We start from the raw sequence: 23,650 nt of genomic DNA on the forward strand, positions 1-23,650 counted from the left end.
GTATAGGTAACATAGGTAAAAAGTATCAATAGTTATATATTTTGGAGGTGTATGTGTGAAATATTATATAGCATCAGACGAAAAAAATTTGAAGCAAGTAAGGTCATTAATCAAGAAATTGACTTCAAAAGGGTTTACTTGTGTGAATGACTTGAATTTAATTATGAATGATGAAAAAAACCAAATAAAGGACGTCATTGGAGAATATGAAAAAAAAGGGATTGAGGAAGCTGATTTCATGCTGATCTTCCTAACAGCAGGTAAAGGTAATCTATATGAGCTTGGATATGCTTTATCTTTAAATAAGAAAATTATAGTGTATTCACCCGAGAAAGACAATTATCATATTAATAAAAAATCAATATTTCATAATCTGCCAGAGGTTACAATCTGCAGCGGGACTTTTTATAAGCTGGTTAAATTGATACATACGCTTTCCCAGGAAGGATCTGAAAAAGATTCACTGCATCTAAAATGAATGTCAAATGTAAAATTTAAAGGATACCCTCAAATAAAATTTCTTTTGCACGAAGTGTTTAATGTAATGAAAATGAGGGTAAAGACCATTAAAAAAAGGGAGAGGACTGTTTTGGCCATTATTGATATCGACCAATTATTGTTAGCCACTGAAGCGATTGCGGAAGAGTCAGTTCCATTCCATCTTGATACATTTGACATCGATCAACTTTTAGATAAAACGGATTATTGGAATTGGTAAGGAAAAGCATGCCCAGAGAGGATATGCTTTTTTTTTGAGTGAAAAATAACCTGATTACCGGTATAAAATTATACATGTAATCAGGCAGGTGAGGATATTTTAGAAAAAATTAAAAACGGCGTCCTTTTACGAATCCTAAAATCACAAACATCGCGATGGTGCCTATTACAAAAATTGCTTTAATGGATGTTGAGAGAATTTCATCGTACATTTGTATTACCTCCTTGTATGTAATGACAGTGCGATTATGATTAGCTGTTGATGTATAAATTATAACATAAAGTCAATAACAGATGGTGGGAAAATAAAGACGATATGGGTAATAATGTATAGGTTGTACAATTAAAACATAAAAAAAGATATCCTCTAAACAGTGGATATCGGTATTGAAAATTATTTAATTCCAAGCGCTTTTTTCGTTTTTGGTCCGACGACTCCATCTGAAGTGAGGTTTTTGGATTTTTGGAATTTCTTTACAGCAACTTCAGTATTTTTTCCAAATGACCCATCTACTCCTTTAGTGCTGTATCCGAGTTTAGTTAATCTTTTTTGCAGTTCAATTACTTGGGGGCCACTGCTTCCTTTCTTCAGGGAAGGGTTGGTATTTACGGGAAGGCTCACAGATCCGCTCACTTTATAGCCATTCGTGGCAGCTATGGTGGCAAATGATTTATTCGAACTGGCAATCAACACTACAGTGTTCATTTTCACCCTTTCGTACAGCCATTGAACATCATTGTTATACATACGAATACAACCGGCACTTATATATTTCCCAATGGTGGTAGGATCATTATTTCCGTGTATTGCGTAGGTATTTCCTGGTGTATTCCTTGCATTGATCCCCAGCCATCTTTTACCTAGAGGGTTTTTTGGGTCTCCGCCTCTAATGTTGCCTTTATAATAGGGCCGATTCACAATCTTTGTCACTACCTTGAACTTTCCTTCAGGGGTATAGGAGGCATTCTTTCCTGTCGCCACGCTGAAAACCCTCACCAAATTATCATTTTCGTAATAGGCAAGCTGATTATTGGCTTTATTGATGATAATCAGTTGCCTTGCTGCCGCATCTGAAGTATTACTGAACCCAACTAAACTAAAAGCGAATATTAATAAAAATACCATCAATTTCTTCATGTTTTTCCCCGTCCCTCTTTTAAGCAACCTACATTTACACATACACTATCCTATGCATGAAGTGGAGCTAAAGTGACAATTTTTTAAAGTGGGGGTAGACTAAAAATATGTAATATTAAAACAAGGGCAACTTTCTGCTTTTTTGGCAAACGTAGAAATGATGGGCACTATTTTTGGCCATATTACATACATTATTGATGTGAAAGCGGAGGTGGGGAAGAATTGTCACGCCTAAAGGTGGAGGACTATCTAGAACAAGGCATCCATGGTCCAAAAGAAATCAAGCCTGGTGAACGCAGGGAATTTCTGGGCACATTAAGGGAGCGCGTCGTCATCGTCTTAAAAAAAAGCCAAGTCTTTGAAACGAATGTATATCCGGAGATAGAGCAAATGATGAAGCAGCATCCCCGTTCAAATTTATTTTTAAATGGTCAGATGGACTATCAATATTTAGGGAAATATATAAAATTGGCAATGAGTCATAATATTCCTTACAAAATTGTCCTGAACAAAGATCATAACTCCGATTTGGGTCTGGTATTAGCAGAACATAATGCCATAAATAAAGAGGAAATTTATATCGAGAAGAAATATCATGTGGAGCAGGTTATCAAAAAGAAAAGCTACAAAGCATTTTTTAAAAGAATTGTTAAAAAATTATTAAACAAACGTTGATAGAATTATCAACGTTTTTATTTTGTGTACAAAAGGGGGGATGGTCTCACCCGTACCATGATTTTAAAACAAAAATAGGTTATCCTTCTTGTTACGGTTTTATGAAATCAACGGGAACTTTTTTGAGGGTTTGTGAAATTTGAACTTTCATTTCCACTCCAGGCACTCGCTTTCCGAGGGCGGCCCGGGGAGCCTCCACAGCGCTCTTAACGCCTTTGGGGTCTCCCTTGGACGCATATCCCGCAGGAGTCTCGCGCCTTCCGTTCCAATCAACTGGAATGTTTTTTTAACGCTGTTTTCGCATAAATTGTTGCTTTCTTGCCCCCCTATTGATAGGTCGATAAAATCATGTTTAAGGTGGCGTACGGTATGTGGTTAGATGTGTATGAAGATGTAAATGAACTTACAAAAGAAGAGCAATTTTAGCTTTTAAAGCACTTAAAAACGACTTATTTCCAGATGAACCTGATAAGATTACCGAACTTCTCAAAACTATCCGAGAAACTCGTTTAAGTAGCGGAATGGCTTGGGTTCATTGTGGGAGTACAGCTGCAAAATGGAACGGAAAGTACAAGATACGTCAACGCTATCTGTGTAAAGATTGCAAAAAGACCTTTAACGATATGACCAAAACACCATTTTCAGGCTCACGCTATCCTGAAAAATGGGTAAAGTAAATGGAAATGATGGTTGGCTACACACTGCCTAAAATTGCTAAACGCCTAAAAATACACATCTCAACCGCTTTTTATTGGAGACATAAAATCTTAAATGCACTTCGTTCAATAGACTTTGAACAATTATAAGGTATTGTGGAAAGTGACGAGCCTTTCTTTCTTGAGTCAATGAAAGGGCAAGAAGTTACACACCGTAAAGCCAAGAAGCGTGCTGCAAAAGACGAAAAAAGAGGCATATCTAACCTAAAAATTGCTGTTGTGGTGGGCACGAGACCGTAATCATAATATCGTTGCTCTAAAAGCCGGTACAGGGCGTGTCAAAGCGAAGAGATTGATGCAGTGATTGGCAAATATATTCATCCAACTGCTTTACTATGCAATGATACGGCAACTAACTACAAGAAGTTTGCCAACATTAAAGGCTTAAATACGAAACAATCAATGAACGTCAAAAACTACGGGTGAAGAAAGGTATTTTTCATATACAGCACGTTAATAACTTTCATAGTCGATTGAAAACGTGGATTAGACGTTTCCAAGGTGTAGCTATAAAATACCTTGATAGCTATCCCTATTGGTTTCGTTGGTTAGAAATAGATAAGCATTTAGCATTTGAAAAACAAGTTGAGCAAAAGCTTATTTCAGCCTGTTAAGAATCAAATAATACAACAGTTCAGATGTTAAGAACTGCTTGAAAATCCCCACAGAAATAATTGTTAAATTATGGTATAATTATATTCGATTATACATATTTAGGAGGGTTACTAATGATTTTTGAAATGACTACTCAGGTTCGGGTTTCCAGCATAAAAGAAGGGCAAAGATGGTATGGAACACTGCTAAATAAGAAGCCTGAATTTACTCCACACGATGGATTTGCAGAGTGGGAACTCATTCCTGGTTGTTGGTTGCAGGTCGCTGAAGGAATTCTTACTGACGGTAACGGACCATTACGATTAGGGGTTACTAACATTGAAGCTGAAAGAGATAGACTTGTAGAAGAGCTAAAGATTGATAGTTTTGAAATTCATTCAAGACCAGAAGTTCCAGTTAAATGGGGAACTTTCACAGACCCGTGGGGAAATCGACTTGGATTTTTTGAATACTTGGATAAGAACGAAGAGCAAGAACGTATTAAAACAATCGTTGGAACAATAGAAGTTTAACAGCTTGTAGAAAGGGAACTTCAAGCAATTTTTGAGTTCCTTTATCTTACTAAGGCAAAAGCAACAAACTTTACCAAAACAGCGGTTTTTAAAATCCGCAGGTAAACTTATTGGATTTAAGAGCTTTGCGACACTCCTGCCGAAAAACTGGCTAGCCGAGACACCGCAGCCGCTTGCGGTGAGGAGGCTTGGCAGGCAGTCGGCGGAAAGGGAGCGGATTTCTGAAATCAATTGAACACTTTTCAAGAAAAAAACTGCAGCCAACCCGCTTCTCATTGAGGTTACTATATCTACAATCTGAAGCGTTGATAGGATGTCCTTTTTAAAAAAATTACTTCTAATTAGGATTACTTAGGATACAGCTCCTTAATTAAGTAACCCCTTTTCGTAATCTGTAAAATTTCCTGAAATTCCCTATAATCGTTTTTACTACGGAATAAGTGGGGATAGCGATTAAAATGCCAATGAATCCGTATATTGATCCTGCAGCAAGCAACAATAAGATAATGGTAAGCGGGTGAATGTTAAGCCGTTTTCCCATAATATTCGGTGTAACCAAGTGCCCTTCGACCTGTTGAACAACGGTAAGGACAATGAGTACTTTCACTGCCAATCCAATGTCTTGCTGTAAGGCAATGAAAAGGGCAGGGATGATGCTTATTAATGGACCAAGGAATGGTACAACGGTAAAAATCATGGCGAATATGGCTAATACGAGTGCATAATCGAGACCGATGATCAAGTAGCCGATATACATCAAAGTCCCAATGACGATTGATATGATGAATTGACCTATAATATAAGTTGAAAGGGCTTTATCGACGTCTTTTAATATCGTGTTTCCCTCTGATTCAACATCGTTCGGTATATATTTTAATAGAAATGGTCTTAATTTATCTCCATCCTTCAAGAAATAGAATAGAATGAAGGGTGTAATGACCAATACTGTTAATACACTCGTGATTGTGGAAAAAATGGTATTGACATTCACTATTAGTTTTTCCGAGTAATCTTTCAAATACGTGACCGCTTTTTCTTTTAGATCCTCCATATTAACCATGCCAAAATCATTTTTCTCAATCATCACTTCAGATTCTTTAGAGAATTCCTTGACTTTGCTTGGGAGGTTTTCAGATAATTTTTGAAATTGGTCCACGATTACAGGACTTCCAAAGTAACTTACCATCCCAATCATGCTAAATATAATCAAAAACACGGTGAAGATGCTAATTGACCTCGGGATAAATTCAGTTAATAAGTTAACTACCGGCCGTAATATATAGTATAAAAGCCCAGCCACAATAATAGGGAAAAACATGGCAGCAATGATTTTTTGTAGCGGCAGCAGAACGTAATCAATCTTACCTAGTAAAAAAATAATTAAAATGATCAAAATGGTCGCGCATGCATATTTGAAAAACGGTTTATTGATCCACAAGACAATCCCTCCTAAATCCATCTCTTACTTGATTCCCTGATTTAGCTTAATGTTAAACTATATAACTTGTTCAAAGTTTGGTGCAAAACATGTTATAATGATGAACGTTTATCATTCATCTTTAATTCGATTGGAATGTTTCACTTTTGAATCTAATCACCTGATATAAAAAGTTGGAATTCGTATTTCTTATACTTTTTTGGAATTCCGATAGATAAAGCAGCAACCAAACGAAGCTGTTGGAATCGAATACAAGACTTTCACTGTGAAATGATGGTTAATTTTTAAAAAAATATCGGTGTCGTTTTCCTGCCTTTACGTGCATAAGTCCTCAATAAAGTCCGCCTACAAGGATTGCACGGCTAACTGCATTTCCCATGACTACTGCGATTAAAGCATTAGAAATGATCACAACTGTACGAGCAAACATTCCGGGATGATGGCATAATCCATAAAATCTTCGGTTGTGCTACAGTTCAAAAAGATACACTGTAATAGCCAGAAACAAACTAAAAAAAGCATCATCAAAGGTAAATTCCGTTTAGGGAAGTTTACTTGATAATGCCTTTTTGCAAGTTTTTAAATTAGGATATTTTACTTAATGTGTTTGTTACTCCTTGATTCTGTGCTCTTTGCATTTTTTTAATGTCGAGACGCAGCCAGATGGAGATGGCGAATGCTATCGCTATTAATACTGCGAAAACGTAGAATACCGGGATGTAGCTGTTCGTACTTTCCCTGATTGCAGTAACCAACATTGGTCCGCAAACCCCGCCTAGAGACCACGTAGTTAAAAGATAACCGTGGATTGCCCCAATTTCCTTAGTTCCAAATAAATCCCCGGCAAACGCAGGGAGATTTGAAAATCCTCCACCATAACAACTAACGACCAGCAAGATGAGTCCTTGGAACAATAGTGTATTTGTAGTCGTCGGAAGTAAAAGGAACGCTCCGATTTGAATGATGAAGAAAATGACGAAAACATTTGGGCGGCCAATATAATCAGATGCTGCTGCCCAGCCAAGTCTTCCTCCGCCATTGAAGATTCCCATAATGCCGACTAATGTTGCTGCACCTGCTACAGACAGACCAACAACGTCTTGAGCCATAGGTGAAGCTACAGAAATCATCATGATTCCTGCACTGGTATTTATCAATTTCATGGACCATAACATCCAGAAGTGTTTAGTTTTAACCGCTTCTTTTGCAGTTAATTGCCTTAGGTCTTTCTTTAGTTCTTTCTTACCTGATTCAATATCTTTCTTCATTCCTTCAGGTAGCCAGTTGGCCTTTGGAGGTGCAATATAGGATGCACCTAAGAACATCAGTATGAAATAGCCTGCTCCTAAAATATAATAGGTAGTATAAATGCCAACGGATTCCATAAGGCTTGCAGCTACTGGGGCTGTAATGAGAGCTCCGGCACCGAATCCTAATACTGCCATTCCTGTTGCCAATCCCCGGCGATCTGGGAACCATTTGACTAAAGTCGATACTGGTGAAATGTACCCGATCCCCATGCCAAGTCCACTTAAAACCCCATATGTCAATAGGTATAGCGGAAGTGAATCGACCATCACTGCTAAACCGGAACCGGCTTGGCCTAAACCAAATAATACAGCCGCGACCATAGCTGACTTTCTCGGACCATTTTTTTCCACGAATTTACCAAAGAAGGCTGCAGAAGTTCCTGCAAGCGCCATCATTATTGTGAATGCTAACGTTACCTCAGTTTCTGACCACCCCATAGTCTCAACTAACGGTTTTTTGTATACGCTATAGGCGTACGCACCACCAATGGAAAGGTGAATGGCGATAGCTGATAAAGCGATTAACCATCTGTTTTTTGTCATGTTGTTACCCCTTTTCGTCAAAAATAAGAAAGTTGCATGCGTTTTATCTATAATATCTCATTTTGCATGCGTTTTATCTATCTTGTGGGATAAGTATATAAGATTATTATTTAGTAGTAAACTACTAAATTGAATTTTGTGAAAATTTCCCTCTTTATTCCATTTGATTAAAATTGGAAATGGCACGAAAAAGCCATTTTATGAATCAGTATAAAAAAAGTTATATTTTCTTAGGTGTTAGATAATATATATAAGTTTGTAGGTATCAGCTTTAAGTGTTTTTAGAGCACCTGCAATCACGAACTTGCTGCATATCTTTTTATTTATCGATTTTATTGTTTGTAAAAAGGAAAACGAATGAATTTACTTAAGGTGCCATGATGAAATAACTAGAATTATTCTCATTGGCTTTATTTTAATTATTTTGGTAAAATTATTCTAATATTCACTATTTCAGGACACCTTGGCGACAATCGGAATTGATATTTTTTGATAGATTTCAGGAATAATTCATCCTTTTTTCAGGAATCATAGTCTGGAAATCAAAAAAATTCCATTTATTTTGAAAAAATTCCGAAAATTTCGTCTTGAAGGCTTGAACTATGATTCCTGATAGGAGTAAACTAATTAAAGATAGATTTTATGGAAGTGAAATCTTGTAAATTTAATCAACAAGGGGTTTTGGTAATGAAGGAACATGACATGCAAATCACGCTTAGTACAACAAAGAAAGAAAAGCCACAGGCGGACCAGCTTGAGTTCGGTAAGCAGTTTACCGATCATATGTTTATAATGGATTACACACAAGGGCAAGGGTGGCATGATCCAAGAATTGTTCCTTATCAACCGCTCTCATTAGAGCCGTCAGCTATGATTTTTCACTATGGTCAATCCGTTTTTGAAGGATTGAAAGCATATGCAACACCTGAGGATGAAATTATCTTATTCCGTCCGGAAAAGAATTTCCAACGCTTAAATAGTTCAAATAGCCGATTATGCATACCGGATATCGACGTTGATTTTGCGTTGAAGGCCTTAAAGACTTTAATTAGCGTTGATAAGGATTGGGTTCCCCAGGCAGAAGGGACATCCTTATATATCAGGCCGTTCATTATAGCTACTGAGCCATATCTAGGAGTTTCTCCATCGGATAAATATCAGTTCATCATCATCATGTCACCAGTGGGCTCGTATTATAAAGAAGGTATTCATCCAGTTAAAATTGCAGTGGAGTCAGCCTTCACACGTGCAGTTAATGGAGGTACGGGTGAAGCCAAAACGGGCGGTAATTATGCCTCGAGCCTGAAAGCCCAAGAAGTATCCGAAAAGATGGGCTATGCCCAAGTTCTTTGGTTAGACGGAGTAGAGAAAAAGTATATCGAAGAAGTTGGAAGCATGAATGTTTTCTTCAAAATTAATGGTGAAATTATCACTCCTGCTTTAAATGGAAGTATCCTTCCGGGTATTACTCGTGATTCCATTATCGAATTGCTGAAACATTGGGGCCTTCCCGTGTCGGAAAGACGCATTTCGATGGAGGAAGTCCATGAAGCCTATAAATTAGGTCAATTGGAAGAGGCATTTGGAACGGGTACAGCCGCGGTCATTTCACCAATTGGTGAATTTTTGTGGAATGGTGAAGAAATGATTGTTCAAAGCGGGGAAACTGGAGAACTTTCTAGAAAGCTTTATGATACACTGACAGGTGTGCAAACAGGTAAAGTCGCAGACGAGTTGAACTGGACTGCGAAAGTTGAAGAAAAAGTAACTCAATAATACTTAAACAAAAAAAACCTTCTTTGAAGGTTTTTTTTGTTTTCACATAATCATTTTGTTTCTTATGGCAACCGCGACGGCCTCTGTCCGATGATTCACTCCCAATTTCCTGATAGCAGAAGAAATATGATCTCTGACGGTAAATTCACTAACGCTCATTATTGGTGCCATTTGCTTTAATCCCATTCCATTGGCTAAATATTGAAGGACCTCCACTTCACGTTTGCTTAGAAGGTAAGTGGGAGGGGCGGAATCCATTGTTGAACCGACAGCCAGTTTTAAATAATGGGAAAGCTTATTTAAATCATTCTTGGTAATTGGCTCGTTAGCGTGAATGGGGTCGACCAAAACTAAACCAACGGCCAAGTCATTCACAATTATCGGAATGATTGCCAATGATGAGATGGAAAATCTTTTAACGTATTTTGCAGGGATGGAGGATTTTGCATGCTGTATGGTTAAGTACATGGGTTTGTTATGGATGACTGCTTGGTGGATGGGGTATATATCATGAATATTTTCTCTAACATTATGTAATGAAAAGGTATCTTCACTTGTACATGCACATATTCCTTCACCCATTCCCGTTAAACATGAATAACTGAATAAAGATGCTCGTTGAAATGAAAAATAATCCACACAGCCTTTTACAATCATTTGTGATTTATCTGCCATATCTTTTTGTTGGGATATCTTTCTTACATGATTCAACAGAGTTTCCTCAAGCATTCGACTTTATTCCTCCCTACATTTTCAGTGCTAGGATAAACGCTACTAATATCTTACAATATAATGAAAACCCTTTCAAATTTTAAAAAATCCAGAGATTCAAAAGTTTAACGTTCATAATTTCAAGGAGGCATTACCATGAAAAGAATGAATTTAACGACCACCAGCCGGAGTTTTAAAGAAGATTCCCTACCATTTAAACTTTATCAAAAGGCAAAGAAATTCGGTATATGGAATCCTCGTGATATTGATTTCAACCAGGATAAAGAAGATTGGAAGTCATTTACTGATATTGAAAGGCAAGTGTTATTAAGGATCATTTCCCTTTTTCAGGGCGGGGAAGAAGCGGTGACTTTGGATTTGCTTCCCTTAATTATGACGATTGCCAAGGAAGGCAGGATTGAAGAAGAAATGTACTTAACGACATTTCTGTTCGAGGAAGCGAAGCATATGGAGTTCTTTCGTTATACATTAGATCAATTAGGTGAAACGGGTGATTTGACGGTTTATCACTCAGACACTTATAAATCGATTTTTTATGAAATATTGCCTGAAGCCATGGAGAAACTTTTATCCGATCAATCTCCTGAAGCATTGGCAGAAGCAGCCACTGTTTATAATATGTTTACAGAGGGTGTGCTTGCGGAAACTGGATATTTTGGGTTTTATCAGACCCTCGAAGCAAATAAAATGATGCCTGGTTTATTAAAAGGTGTGGGTCTTTTGAAGAAGGATGAATCACGCCATATTGCTTATGGGACCTTCCTCCTGCAGAGAATCATCAGTGAACATCCGCATATCTTTAAACAGGTTGAAAAGCGAATGGAGGAGCTTTCACCACTAGCCATCGCGTTAAATACAGAGGGATATGATCTGTTAGGAAATCCATTTGATAATGACCAACAAGCTATATTGAATTTTACCATGAAACAATTAACAGTACGGATGGAGATTTTAGCCAGGGCAAAAGGAAAGGGGATTGAAGAGATCTATCAAACTAACGAAAAGGAATATGGTGTTATATAAAGCCGATAAAAGAGACAAGCTTAGTGTCCATTTTACTTTTCATACTGACTGGCCATCAGAAACTTGATAGCCGGGCATGAACAATTCTTAATTGCGATTATAAACTAGTATATCTGAGGTGAAATTTTATGAAGGTAAACGCTCATTCGAATTTTTGGTTAAGGTCTTCAGTTTACAGTGGCACTAACACTCGTTCACTCATTCCGGCCCTATTCAATGGTTTCGGGGCCAAAAGGATTTTACTCGTGAGTGATGCCGGCTTGGAAAATGCAGGTGTCGTTAAAAAAGTTGCAGAAACTTTTGAGCAGCAGAAATTAGGTGCCAAAGCTGAAATAGTGGGACAGTTTCTGGATGTTACACAAGACGCAGCTAGTGAATGTGTAAACGAAGCATTGAAATATGCACGCGAAGTGAATGCCGATGCCATACTTGCCATTGGTGGAGGGAGTGTCATCGATACAGCAAAGGCATTGAAATTCGGATTATATAAAGGAATTACGGATATAAATGATTCGATACCAAGCGGTTATCTGTATGAGGGTTTTCCAAAAGCGCAATCCATGAATATCCCGCATATTTCCGTAGCCACAACAGCAGGGACCGGTTCTGAAGTATCCCCGATCGCAGTCATATATAATGAACGTAAAAAAGTCAAAATGAATATTTACAATGTTTTTTTAAGTTCGGATGTTGCCATTCTAGATCCCGAATTAACAGTCGGACTGCCATCTGACATTACGGCGTTTACTGGTGCAGATGCATTGACACATGCAATTGAAGCGATCGTTTCACCTGCAGCGACAACAATAACCGATGCGTATGCTTATCAGGCCATTCGAGTTATTGAAAGAAACTTACCGAGGGCCGTAAAGGACGGAACGAATATTGAGGCCAGAATGGAAATGCTTCATGGAAGCATGATGGGAATCACTGCATTTTGCAGTGCACTGAATGCGATTCCAGTTCATAACTTTGCCCACGCATATGGGGCGTTATTCCGTATTCCGCATGGTTTGGCTAATGCCGTATTATTACCGGTCGTCATGCAAACAAATCCGGATTTATATCTTCCAAAGGCCCATTTGATGGCCGAAGCCTTTAATGTGAAAATACAAGATGAAGATTCAAACGGGATCTTAGCGAAAGTGGTAGAAAAGCTCCGTGTTTTCCTATCTGATCTTGGGCTGCCTTCCGACTTCGGTGCCTATGGAATTGACCATTCAGATATGAGAAGAATTCTTAAAGCGGTAATGACGGATCCAGCTGCCGCAAATTACCCGATGTCGGAGGAATTAATAATGTCAGTAGTTTCAAGAGTTACACCCGTGAGAATTAATTAATACTAAAAAAGGCCAGCCTATGAAGGTTGGCTCTTTTGCGTTGAGTAATACTTGCCATGTACTAAGTTCCGAAATTTTTCGTTCATTCAGTTCGTTTAATATATGATCTTTTGAATAAACAACCCCAACCGGAATCGGCTCTTTTAATGTTTTTTTCCTAAGTTCTCCTGTGCCATCTTTATAAGTTCCTTGACCATGCCTCCGCCTAACTTTCCGCCTATTTTTCCATTCTGCTTGGAGGTCAGTTCTCCGTTATAATCTTTTTTCAGCGGTACGCCCATTTCTTTTGCTACTTCAAACTTTGCTTCTTCGGGATCCTTTGTACCAGCAACTTTGGCTTTTAGATCATCGAGTCCTTTTCGCGCTTCAGATACTAGAATTTTCCTTCTCCTTGCCAATTTGCATCACTCCTATTTTTTTCTTAGGTTATCCCAATGTAAAGAAAATGATTAATAGGCAGATCGAAAGTTTTTAATTGAATCCCGATGAATCGGGATTCAGTCATAATCTCTTAAATAATGAAGTAATTATATAGGATACGATTGATTGAGTTTATTCCAGCCAGAAGAAGTTTTAGTTTATTTAAAGCGGGTAACATATAATAAAATGATGTAAGGAGAAAAATGATGCTGACTGCTAATTCAAGTTTGTTAACAAAAGAAGATATGACAAATCCCGATCGAGTGCCGCAATGGTTAATTAAGGAATATCAAACATTCCATAATACAGTGACCGATAAAACCTTTCCTTGTTATTTTGGTATGAAAGCTGAAAATAAAGGGGAACTTCGTTATGCTTATATCACACAGGAAGATTGGTCCAATCTCCCAAAAGCAGTGGAAAGCTTTCTTGATTTATTTCAGGAACCACCATATATCAGGCATGGCCTTTTTGTCTTTATGGAGCCTGAATCGATAGAGGGTGATATAGAATTGTACCGTAAAAGGTTTTGGGATATCCTGCAATACCTGCATAAAGCAGATGAAAAACCTTGGCCAATTGAAACGCCGAAAGATCCCGAGCATTATTTATGGGACTATCATTTTGCAGGGGAACCAATCTTCGTCTTTGGTAATGCACCTGCTTATAAACAGCGTAAAACCCGAGATTTAGGAAATAGCCTTGTACTTGGATTCCAACCAAGGATGATCTTTGAAGGCCTGGAAGGTACGGAAAAAGGCGGAATTATGTCGCGTGAAAAGGTTCGGGAACGAGTGGAGAAATGGGATAACCTTCCAAAACATCCTGATATCAGTCACTTTGGAGATGTAAATCATAATGAATGGAAACAATTTTTCATTGGGGATGATATAGAACCGATAAAAGGTAAGTGCCCCTTCCATCATAAAGAGTTAACTTAACCGAGAGCAAATTGCTCTCGGTTTTTTCGTATCTTACTTGGAAGGTAATGGGGATAAAAAATCAATCCGTGAAAATTCATGAAATGGACATTTGAAAATTAAAAACAAATTTCTTGCCTTATTGGATTTTCGGTTTTATAATGTGAAAGTAGCAATTGCAGTTAATTCGAGATATATGGATTAAATGCTATTTTTTAAATAACATAAAAAATTAACAATTGGGGGAACAAAAATGTCTAAAGTATTATTTGTTAAATCAAATGACCGCCCAGCGGATCAAGCTATTAGTGTCAAAATGTATGAAACGTTTTTGAACACATATAAGGAAGCAAATAGTAACGATGAAATAACTGAATTGGATTTATTTAACCTGAACTTACCTTACTACGGAAATACAGCAATTACTGCTCTATATAAACGCAGCCAAGGTATGGAATTGACTGAAGAAGAAGTGAAGATTGCCGATATCGTGCAACAATACTTGAATCAATTCCTTGCTGCCGATAAAGTAGTATTTGCTTTCCCACTATGGAATGCAACGGTTCCAGCACCATTGGTAACTTATATTTCTTATCTTGCTCAAGCGGGAACAACATTCAAATATACAGCTGAAGGCCCAGTCGGCTTAGTTGGAGGTAAAAAAGTGGCATTACTTAATGCACGCGGATCCGATTATGCATTGCCTGGAATGGATGCTGGCGAAATGGCGGAGAAATACGTAACGATGAATTTGAACTTATGGGGTATTACAAACCCAGAAACAGTCGTAATCGAGGGACATAATCAATACCCAGATCGCTCACAGGATATCGTTGCCGAAGGATTGGCGAAAGTGGCTGAAACTGCAGCAAAATTCTAATTATAAAAGGCGAAACCAGTATGTATTTTCAGCATACTGGTTTTTCTATGCAGATTTTTCTGAAAGTCGATTATAATAAAGGGTAAGCCTATAAGCATGAAAGGAAGTGCAGACAATATGCAAACGTTTAAATCACGTGACGAAATAAAAATGGAAGAAACATGGAACTTAAAAGATATTTACGATGATCAGTCTAATTGGGAAAAAGATTATCAAGAAGTCCTTAAGATGACAGAGAAATTAAAAACTTACGATGGCCATATTCAGTCGGCTCAAGATTTGTTCGAGTATTTACGATTAAGTGAGGAACTTGGGTACATTTATAACAAGCTATATGTTTTTGCCATGCTTCAAGCGGATTTGGATACACGGGTAACCTCATCACAAGCATTACTGGATCGGGCTGGTAAGTTAGGGCAGAAAATAAGCAATGCTTCTGCATTTTTCATGCCTTTTCTTTTGAGCCTGGAAGAACGCATATTAAAAGGGTACATAAATGAAATCGAGGGTTTGAAATATTTTGAGGAGGATCTACTGGATTCCTTCCGCTATAAAGCCCATGTGTTAACGAAAGAACAAGAAGAGGTGCTTTCCCAAATAGGCGAAGCCTTTTCAGCACCTCAAAAAACGTTCGGGATGATAAACAATGCTGATATTAAATTTGGTGAAGTTACGAATGTAGACGGCGAGAGGGTAGAGCTGACGCGAGGAATGTATTCCAAATTGATCGAAGACGATGATCGCGATAAAAGAAAAGAGGCCTATTTCGCCTATTATCAGCCATATGTACAATTGAAGAATACAATCGCTTCCACACTTTCCACAGCAATCAAGAATAATGTGAATCTGTCAAAACTAAGAAATTATCCATCTGCCTTGGAAAAATCATTATTTGGAGATCAAGTTCCAAAAGAGGTTTATGATAATTTGATTATGTCTACTAAGCAAAATATCGGACCCATGCATAAATACATTCATTTAAGAAAAAAATTGTTGGGTGTAAAAGAATTGCGTGCCTATGATTTAAGTGTACCATTAGTCGAAGGCGCTAAAGAGGAGATTTCTTACGATGATGGTTTTTCTTTGATGGTGGAGGCCCTGAAACCTCTTGGCGAAGAGTATATCACAATCCTGAAAACCTTTAAGGAAAAAAGATATATCGACGTCAGGGAAACACCTGGAAAACGTTCAGGTGCTTACAATTTAGGACTTTATGGCGTTCACCCCTTCATCCTATTAAATCACCGTGATGACTTAGATAGTGTATTTACACTTGCTCATGAATCTGGACATGGTATGCATTCATACTATAGCTCAAAATACCAACCGCAAATAAGTGCTGGGTATTCCATTTTTGTCGCGGAAGTTGCTTCCACTGTGAATGAAATCCTTTTGATTCGCCATTTAATTAAGACTACAAAAGATGTACAGAAGAAAAAACACTTACTTAACCATTTCATAGATAGTTTTAAAGGAACATTCTTCACACAGGTGATGTTTGCGGAGTTCGAAAAGATCGTACATGAAAAAGCTGAAAATGATGAACCTCTAAATGCCGAGGTTTTTAATACAGCCTATGAATCGATATTTCGTGCTTATAATGGAGATGAAATAATTTTCGATGAAGAAGTGAAGTATGGCTGGTCACGCATCCCACACTTTTATCGTCCGTTTTATGTCTACAAATATGCTACTGGTTACGTTTCAGCCATTACTATCGCTGATAAGATCCTTTCTGGGGACAAAAAAACACTTGAAAGTTATTTGACTTTCTTGAAAAGCGGGAGTTCCGATTTCCCATTGGAGCTGCTAAAGAAAACAGGCGTAGATTTAACTAAACCTGATCCAATCGAAAATGCAATGAAGATTTTCAGCGATCTGGTCGACCAATTCACTGATTTGTCCGAAGGCTAATCTAAACCATTTCTTCCAAAAGAGCCCATGGTATGATGTTATAAATAATGGTATAGTTAAAACATTGGCGTAGGAAAGGCCCAATCAATAGATTGGGCCTTATTTTATATGCTGAAGAAACAGGTAATTCGCGAAAAAAGTCATGGTGACAGCGTTATTTTAAACATCGGAGCCTAGCCAATGGGCCAGTTTCTTTGTACTTCAATGGCATATTTTGTGAGGAAAGTGAAAAATGAATTCGACAGTAAATTATATAAAAGAATGGCAGCAGGCACTACAACTTGAGATCCTGCATTTGAAAAAGTATGGCAGCACAAAATACTTGGTTTCAAACGGCCATCTGCTTACAAGTGACGGTTCTTTCAATTATTATTTTGAAACAGGTTCATCGATAAAAATCCCTGTCGGTTCCCTCGTTCGACTTGAATGGGGAGGGATTAAACAAGATGGAAGGATCCTTTCATCAGAGGGGAAAAGTATAATCGTTGTTTTTGATCGTTCTTTAGGAGATATGATAGGTGAAGCCTTTTTATACCATGATCCCTGGGAATTGCTGGAACAATTGATTATGCGCTTGGATGAAATCAAGAGAAGCAAAAGGAAAAGGCTTCGGATCAAGCGCTTGATGGATCCGTCCATGCCGCAAAAACATCCATTAAATGAAAAACAAAGCAGTGTGAAAGAATTATATGCGCGCTCGAAGTTCAATCCTGTCACTTTTGTTTGGGGACCCCCAGGTACAGGAAAAACCTATACACTGGCTCGTACAGTAGCCAATCATTATTTACAAGATAAAAAAATTCTGGTTTTGTCCCATAGCAACCAGGCTGTCGATGTTTTGATGGCTGAAATTTCATCATTCATTAAAAAGAAAGATCGTTTCAAAGAAGGCGATGTGCTTCGCTATGGATCTCAAACCGGTGAATCACTAGCCAACCATGATGATATTGTTACAGGGCAATTATTAGGGAAACATGAACCGACATTAGTTAAAGAAAAAGAAGAGCTTGGCGAAGAAAAACGTCTATTAAAGTATGACTTGGCAGGGTCATTCAGTAAAAGGGATACAGATCAATTAATTGAGATAGAGAAAAAGCTGGCCAAAGTCTTGGAGAAAATCCGCCAAAAAGAGGTTCAATTCGTAAAAGAAGCAAAAGTCATCGGAACGACCTTAGCTAAAGCCGCAAATGATGAAACGGTTTATCAAAAAGAGTATGATCTGGTTATTTTGGACGAAGCGAGTATGGCTTACGTACCTCAGGTAGCTTTTGCTGCAGCGTTAGCCAAGCATATTATCGTTTGTGGTGATTTCAAACAATTGCCACCCATAGCTTCGGCTCGCGATTCCCTCGTGAAACTTTGGCTGAAGGAAGACATATTTCATCGGGCCGGTGTTGCCCAGTCTGTTGAAGAAGGAGAACTCCACCCTCATTTATTCCTATTAAAGGAACAGCGCCGCATGCATCCGGATATTTCAGCATTCACTAATCGTGTCGTCTATAACAATTTTGTTGGCGATCATAAAAGTGTTGCGACTAGCAGGGAAGGCATAATGCTGTCGGAACCGTTTGCCAATAAGGCAGCAGCACTTCTAGATACAAGCTTAGCAGGGGAATATTGCATTACTGAACGGACATCCCATTCGAGAATGAATATATGGCAATTGCTTTTATCTTTTCAACTGATTCATGAAGCTTATGTGGGCGGATCAAGGTCAATTGGTTATGTTGCCCCTTATCGTGCTCAGGCAGACTTAATGGAAAAACTATTGGATGACTTATATGGGAAAGAACGGCAAACGGCGGATATCATCGCTGCAACTGTACATCGTTTCCAGGGAAGTGAACGTGAGATGATGATCTTTGACACTGTTGATAGTTATCCGCAAAACAGGGCTGGAATGTTATTGACAGGGAGAGAAAGTGAAAGGCTCATTAACGTGGCCATAACAAGGACTAAGGGGAAGTTCGTACATGTATGTGACACTTCATTTGTTAACAAACACGTTTATCGCAGCAAAACACTTCGTCAGCTTGTCGATCATCAAATTCAAAATGATCAGATTGTATCAAAGAAAGACATTGGAAAATGGGTTAAACACCAGCACCCGAAATTGCAATGGATGCATGCCCGTAAATTGGGGGACTTTCAGGAAGATATTGAATCAACAAAACAAGAAATGGTTATCGCTGTTCCAGATTTGAACAGTTTGTCAGAAGAATGGCAGCAATATTTGATGAAAAGAAACCCTGCAGTGAAATTGACGGCCATTTCAGCAAAAAGAAACCCTGATATCAACGTTGATCATTTTATTTGTTCATCTGTTTCCTTTTCCTTTATCATCTTTGATAAAAGAGTTGTCTGGCTAGGTTTGCCCGTCGAGTCCAATAATCGGGTCCAGCCCCCATTTATTGCGGCTCGTTTGGATTCGCAAATAATGGCGGATGAATTACTATCTCAATTCAAAAAAAGTGAATAACTTCGGAAAGGCCCTTAAAAAGGGCTTTTCTTTATATGCATTTCTTCCAAAAAAACCTCGATAGAATAAGTGATGAAATGACTCCTTAAGCCAGCACCTGCGCAATTAATGTATTAAACCAAATACCTCGCTAGAATATATCGTTCGCTTCTACTCCCCGATTTAGTTTCAACCCCTTATAATATCCGTTAAAGGCTGCAAACTAAAATAACAAAGCAAGCGTTTCAAGCGACTTTCGACTAGTTATGATTTACCATTAAGTTACGAAAGCCAAGAAAGGCGGTAACAAAAAATGAAACTGAGCATTTTGGATCAATCCCCAATTGCATCCGGACAGTCAGCACAAGAAGCATTGCAGGCATCATTACAACTAGCACAAGAAGGGGATAGACTGGGTTATAGCAGAATCTGGTTAACGGAACATCATGATCTGCCGGGATTGGCCTGTTCCGTTCCAGAGGTTATGATAAGCTACATTGGTGCACAAACAAAAAATATCCGGATTGGATCAGGGGCAGTGCTGCTTCCGCATTATAAGCCATATAGGATAGCAGAGACTTATCATATGCTTGCAACACTTTTTCCAGGACGGATTGATATGGGACTGGGGCGTGCTCCTGGTGGCTCTGCCGAAGCAACGATGGCATTATCCGATAATTTTCTTCAGAATGTTTACAAAATGCCAGAACTTGTTCAAGAACTGGTGTATTTTCTAAGTGATGAATTTCCAAAAGAACATCCTTTTTCAAATCTCTCTGCTGCTCCTATCCCAATGGTACCGCCTGAGCCCTGGATATTGGGGACAAGTGGGAAAAGTGCAAAACTTGCCGCTGAGAATGGCATGGCATACGCGTTTGGTGAATTCATGAGTGAAAATGATGGCGTGCAGAGTTTTCACCAGTACCGTGAGGACTTTCAAACAAAAGGATTACTTAAAGCACCTAAAACGATCGTTACGGTTTCGGCCATATGCGCAGAAACCGAGGAACGTGCAAAAGAAATCGCTCTTAGCAACATTCTATGGAAAATTCAAAATGGGCAAGGGGAAAGAACGCAGGTTCCAAGTATAGAAGAGGTAAGGAACCATGTGTGGACTGAAAAAGAAAAAGCACTGGTGGAAACCTTGGATAAAAAACTGATTTTTGGTACCCCTTTACAAGTGAAGAATCGGCTTTTGGAGATTCAGGAGAAATATCAAGCTGATGAAATCATGCTGATAACCATCACTCATAAGTTGGAGGATCGGCTTAATTCGTTTCGTTTGATTGCCAGGGAAATTCTTAACAGTTAATCCGTTCGAGCATTTTATGTGCATTTTGTGTGCATTTTCTATATGATGGCTTTGCGTCCAATTTATCATAATTGAAAGAAAGAAGATGAAGATATGAATGCTGATCAACAAGCTAAAAAACTTAGCGACATTTCTTTTTCCGTTCTGGATTTGGCTTCTATCGTTGAGGGTGGTACAGTTTCGGGAGCTTTTAAAAATACAGTAGAATTAGCTAAACATGCGGAGCAATGGAATTACAACCGTTTCTGGGTTGCAGAACACCATAGCATGCCTGGGATTGCAAGCTCTGCAACGTCAGTGCTTATAGGCTATGTTGCAGGTAGGACGGAAAGAATTCGTGTAGGTTCTGGAGGTATAATGCTACCGAATCATGCACCGCTGGTTATCGCAGAACAATTTGGAACATTGGAAGCAATGTATCCTGGTAGAATAGATTTAGGACTGGGACGTGCTCCGGGAAGCGACCAATTTACAGCCATGGCACTCCGGGGGGATGTACGTAATAACGGTCAGGATTTTCCTGAACAATTGGCACAGCTCCGTAGCTATCTAGATGCGGACTCTAAACATAATCGTGTTCGCGCCATCCCTGGCGAAGGACAGGATATCCCGATTTGGCTGCTTGGTTCAAGCGGCTTCAGTGCAGCATTATCAGCACAGCTGGGATTGCCATTTTCATTTGCAAGCCATTTTTCCCCTGAAAACACTCAACCAGCTTTAGCTCGTTACCGCAATAATTTCCAACCATCCGACGTTCTTGATAAACCTTATGTCATGGTTGGTATCAATGTATTTGCAGCTGATACTTCGGAAGAAGCGCAAAGGATCGCTACATCTTATCAACAGCAGTTCTTGAATTTGATAAGGAACACGCCTGGTCAACTTGCTCCTCCAGTTGATACGATGGAGGGCCTTTGGACAGAATATGAAAAGGCCATTGTCATGAAGCAGCTGAACGCTTCCATTATAGGAAATCCAAAAGAGGTTAAAGAGCAGTTGCAGGCATTTTTAAATGAAACACAGGCGGATGAAATGATTATAAACTCTGCCATTTATGATCAGGGTGCACGCCTTCGTTCTTATGAAATCATTGCAGAAGTTACTGGAATGAAATAAGTGTCAAAGAATGAGCTTGCAGATTACGTGTCTGCAAGCTTTTTTATAAAATACATACCGATTGTCTTCATAAACAAAGTTAGGAGAGAAGAATGAAACGAGAAGATCCTTTATCCTTAATATTTCACTTCACAGATAAACAAGGTGACAGCCGGCCTCTTTATTTTACGAACCCGAAAAAAGTGTTCACCGCCCATTCAATTGAGGATGTCCTTCCCCAATTCCAAAAAGTCCAGGAAGCGATTCAACAGGGGCATTATGCAGCGGGATATGTCTCCTATGAAGCGGCACCTGCTTTTGAAAAATCTTTTAAAGTAAAAGATGGAGCCAAAATGCCATTATTATGGTTCGGGATTTTTGATCGACCGGAAGAAGAATTACCTAAAAAAATGACCGGGGCTTTTAATCTAGCTGAATGGCAATCAGAAATGGATTCAAATACCTATCATTCCGGGTTTCAAAGAATAAAATCCGAAATCGAGAAAGGCAATACGTATCAAGTCAATTATACGATGCGTCTGCAATCCCAGTTCAAAGGAGATGACTTCGCTTTCTTTGAGCGCTTGAAGAGAGCCCAACGCTCGAACTATAGCGCATATTTGAATGTGGGGACACATCGAATCCTATCGGCTTCACCCGAGTTGTTTTTCCGTTGGGAAGATGGTCAGCTGATTACTCGCCCAATGAAAGGAACGGTAAAACGGGGAACGACTCTGAAAATGGATCAGCTCAATGCAGAATGGTTAGCAGCCTCGGAAAAGAATCAAGCTGAAAATTACATGATTGTGGACTTATTGAGAAATGATTTGGGAATGATTGCAGAACCTGGAAGCGTCAAGGTTCCACAACTTAAGGCAATTGAAAAATATCCGACCGTTTGGCAAATGACATCCACGATTACAGCCGATACGAATCCGGAAACAACAATCATTGATATATTCAAGGCTCTTTTTCCATGTGGATCGATAACAGGTGCACCTAAAATAAAAACGATGGAGATCATTGCTGATATCGAGAATTCACCACGTGAAGTTTATTGCGGTGCAATCGGGTTTATCACCCCTGAATCCGAAGCCGTTTTTAATGTGCCGATTCGTACAGTCGTGATCGATAAGGCAACAGGGAAAGCTGAGTATGGGGTAGGCGGGGGAATCACCTGGGATTCCGAGTTATCGGAAGAATATGACGAAGCCTTTTTAAAAGCCAAATTATTGACGGTGGAAAGGCCTGCTTACAAACTATTGGAATCGATGAAACTCAAGGATGGCGAATATTATTTGTTGAATGATCATATCGATCGGATGAAACAATCCGCTGATTACTTCGATTACCGATTCTCTGAATTGTATTTAAGAGATCGGCTCCAAAAGTATGCGGAATTAAACCTTGGGACGTTGCAAAAGGTAAGGGTGCTACTTAATGAAAATGGTGAAATTGAAGTCTCCGGACAAGCAATCAAGCCCCTTGATGCGGAATTTACGGCCATCTTGGCTGAAACTCCAATATCAAGTGCAAATCCATTTCTATTTCATAAGACCACCAATCGTGATGTATATGAAGGCTTTCAGATGAATAATCCTGACTTCCAGGATGTTCTGCTTTGGAATGAAGAAGGATTCATTACGGAATTCACGAATGGAAATGTTGTGGTGAAGATAAATGGTGAACTCTATACCCCTCCGGTGGACTCAGGTCTCCTTGCTGGAACATTTCGTCAAGACTTAATCAGGAAGAAGGAAATCAAAGAAAAAGCCATTTCAAAGGATGATCTAAATAACGCTGAGGAAATTTGGTTTATTAATAGCGTGCGAGGGAAATTAAAAGTGAATTTATCTTTCTAAGCTGATTATTCGTAAAAAGTGAAAACTGAAATCTATATTGCAGTTTAAGAATGCTTGCGAGTGAAAAATATTTAATTGCTGACGATTAAACCGGAAATTCAGGAATGAGTATTAGAATAGCATTCGGCTCCAGACATTCGGCCGGAGTGTCGCAAATTTCTTCAACGGTTTCATCACAAATAAAAGTCTTGTATTAAAATCATGAAAGGGAATCGGGAAGAGAGCATTCCGAACCTCATTTTGTTTGACAAGTG

20 protein-coding genes and 1 pseudogene are annotated in these 23,650 nt (G+C 38.8%); 16 read left to right on the top strand and 5 right to left on the bottom strand.

What is annotated here, in order from left to right:
• The first annotated feature begins 55 nt into the window (after positions 1-55).
• Together N0M92_RS24505 and N0M92_RS24510 are read left to right on the top strand one after the other, a co-directional pair.
• The gene (locus N0M92_RS24505) at positions 56-478 is read left to right on the top strand and encodes a nucleoside 2-deoxyribosyltransferase (RefSeq protein WP_260288267.1); all 423 of its coding nucleotides are present in this window, start codon (positions 56-58) and stop codon (positions 476-478) included.
• A 111-nt stretch (positions 479-589) separates the two neighbouring features.
• Positions 590-718, top strand: a complete 129-nt coding sequence (locus N0M92_RS24510; RefSeq protein WP_260288268.1) for a hypothetical protein — start codon at positions 590-592, stop codon at positions 716-718.
• 393 nt (positions 719-1,111) lie between these two features.
• Here the strand turns inward: N0M92_RS24510 and N0M92_RS24515 are convergent, their stop codons facing one another.
• On the bottom strand, positions 1,112-1,855 hold the full coding sequence (locus N0M92_RS24515) for a L,D-transpeptidase family protein (protein ID WP_260288269.1): 744 nt from the start codon (positions 1,853-1,855) through the stop codon (positions 1,112-1,114).
• A gap of 222 nt (positions 1,856-2,077) precedes the next feature.
• Between N0M92_RS24515 and N0M92_RS24520 the strand changes: the two genes are divergently transcribed.
• From N0M92_RS24520 to N0M92_RS24535, 4 genes and pseudogenes are all read left to right on the top strand, one after another.
• Positions 2,078-2,530, top strand: coding sequence for a YueI family protein (locus N0M92_RS24520; protein WP_260288270.1), 453 nt, complete (start codon positions 2,078-2,080; stop codon positions 2,528-2,530).
• Between the two features lie 369 nt (positions 2,531-2,899).
• Positions 2,900-3,860, top strand: a pseudogene (locus N0M92_RS24525) (IS1595 family transposase).
• A 114-nt stretch (positions 3,861-3,974) separates the two neighbouring features.
• Positions 3,975-4,373 (top strand): VOC family protein, encoded by a 399-nt coding sequence (locus N0M92_RS24530; protein WP_260288271.1) that lies wholly within the window; start codon positions 3,975-3,977, stop codon positions 4,371-4,373.
• A gap of 31 nt (positions 4,374-4,404) precedes the next feature.
• On the top strand, positions 4,405-4,608 hold the full coding sequence (locus N0M92_RS24535) for a hypothetical protein (RefSeq protein WP_260288272.1): 204 nt from the start codon (positions 4,405-4,407) through the stop codon (positions 4,606-4,608).
• Between the two features lie 135 nt (positions 4,609-4,743).
• On the opposite strand, the gene N0M92_RS24540 is transcribed toward N0M92_RS24535, so the two are convergent.
• Positions 4,744-5,811 carry an AI-2E family transporter gene (locus tag N0M92_RS24540; RefSeq protein WP_260288273.1) on the bottom strand — a complete coding sequence of 356 codons (1,068 nt, stop codon included), beginning with the start codon at positions 5,809-5,811 and terminating at the stop codon, positions 4,744-4,746.
• Positions 5,812-6,395: 584 nt separating this feature from the next.
• Positions 6,396-7,664 (bottom strand): L-lactate MFS transporter, encoded by a 1,269-nt coding sequence (locus N0M92_RS24545; protein WP_260288274.1) that lies wholly within the window; start codon positions 7,662-7,664, stop codon positions 6,396-6,398.
• Positions 7,665-8,351: 687 nt separating this feature from the next.
• Here N0M92_RS24545 and N0M92_RS24550 point away from each other — a divergent pair.
• Positions 8,352-9,440 (top strand): branched-chain amino acid aminotransferase, encoded by a 1,089-nt coding sequence (locus N0M92_RS24550; RefSeq protein WP_141994439.1) that lies wholly within the window; start codon positions 8,352-8,354, stop codon positions 9,438-9,440.
• Between the two features lie 42 nt (positions 9,441-9,482).
• On the opposite strand, the gene N0M92_RS24555 is transcribed toward N0M92_RS24550, so the two are convergent.
• Complete coding sequence (locus N0M92_RS24555) at positions 9,483-10,169, bottom strand: helix-turn-helix transcriptional regulator (protein WP_260288275.1); 687 nt, start codon at positions 10,167-10,169, stop codon at positions 9,483-9,485.
• A gap of 138 nt (positions 10,170-10,307) precedes the next feature.
• Here N0M92_RS24555 and N0M92_RS24560 point away from each other — a divergent pair, with 138 nt between their 5' ends.
• Positions 10,308-11,195 carry a R2-like ligand-binding oxidase gene (locus tag N0M92_RS24560; protein WP_260288276.1) on the top strand — a complete coding sequence of 296 codons (888 nt, stop codon included), beginning with the start codon at positions 10,308-10,310 and terminating at the stop codon, positions 11,193-11,195.
• 128 nt (positions 11,196-11,323) lie between these two features.
• Positions 11,324-12,535 (top strand): iron-containing alcohol dehydrogenase, encoded by a 1,212-nt coding sequence (locus tag N0M92_RS24565; protein ID WP_260288277.1) that lies wholly within the window; start codon positions 11,324-11,326, stop codon positions 12,533-12,535.
• 143 nt (positions 12,536-12,678) lie between these two features.
• On the opposite strand, the gene N0M92_RS24570 is transcribed toward N0M92_RS24565, so the two are convergent.
• Entirely contained in the window at positions 12,679-12,933 is a 255-nt protein-coding gene (locus tag N0M92_RS24570) for an alpha/beta-type small acid-soluble spore protein (protein WP_260288278.1), read from the bottom strand.
• Positions 12,934-13,161: 228 nt separating this feature from the next.
• Between N0M92_RS24570 and N0M92_RS24575 the strand changes: the two genes are divergently transcribed.
• The 7 genes from N0M92_RS24575 to pabB all read left to right on the top strand — a co-directional run bounded on the left by N0M92_RS24575 (position 13,162) and on the right by pabB (position 23,396).
• The gene (locus tag N0M92_RS24575) at positions 13,162-13,896 is read left to right on the top strand and encodes a YqcI/YcgG family protein (protein WP_260288279.1); all 735 of its coding nucleotides are present in this window, start codon (positions 13,162-13,164) and stop codon (positions 13,894-13,896) included.
• A gap of 232 nt (positions 13,897-14,128) precedes the next feature.
• Positions 14,129-14,755: an FMN-dependent NADH-azoreductase gene (locus N0M92_RS24580; protein WP_192204950.1), complete on the top strand. Its 627-nt coding sequence runs from the start codon at positions 14,129-14,131 to the stop codon at positions 14,753-14,755.
• A gap of 117 nt (positions 14,756-14,872) precedes the next feature.
• A complete protein-coding gene (gene pepF / locus N0M92_RS24585) occupies positions 14,873-16,669 on the top strand; it encodes an oligoendopeptidase F (protein WP_260288280.1) in 1,797 nt (598 codons plus the stop codon).
• A 232-nt stretch (positions 16,670-16,901) separates the two neighbouring features.
• Entirely contained in the window at positions 16,902-19,148 is a 2,247-nt protein-coding gene (locus N0M92_RS24590) for an AAA domain-containing protein (protein WP_260288281.1), read from the top strand.
• Between the two features lie 292 nt (positions 19,149-19,440).
• Positions 19,441-20,439: an LLM class flavin-dependent oxidoreductase gene (locus N0M92_RS24595; protein WP_260288282.1), complete on the top strand. Its 999-nt coding sequence runs from the start codon at positions 19,441-19,443 to the stop codon at positions 20,437-20,439.
• Positions 20,440-20,532: 93 nt separating this feature from the next.
• Complete coding sequence (locus N0M92_RS24600) at positions 20,533-21,555, top strand: LLM class flavin-dependent oxidoreductase (protein WP_260288283.1); 1,023 nt, start codon at positions 20,533-20,535, stop codon at positions 21,553-21,555.
• A 92-nt stretch (positions 21,556-21,647) separates the two neighbouring features.
• Positions 21,648-23,396: an aminodeoxychorismate synthase component I gene (pabB, locus tag N0M92_RS24605; protein WP_260288284.1), complete on the top strand. Its 1,749-nt coding sequence runs from the start codon at positions 21,648-21,650 to the stop codon at positions 23,394-23,396.
• The last annotated feature ends 254 nt before the right edge of the window (positions 23,397-23,650 follow it).

It is taken from the genome of Peribacillus aracenensis (assembly GCF_025175645.1).
GTDB classification, from domain to species: domain Bacteria; phylum Bacillota; class Bacilli; order Bacillales; family DSM-1321; genus Peribacillus; species Peribacillus aracenensis.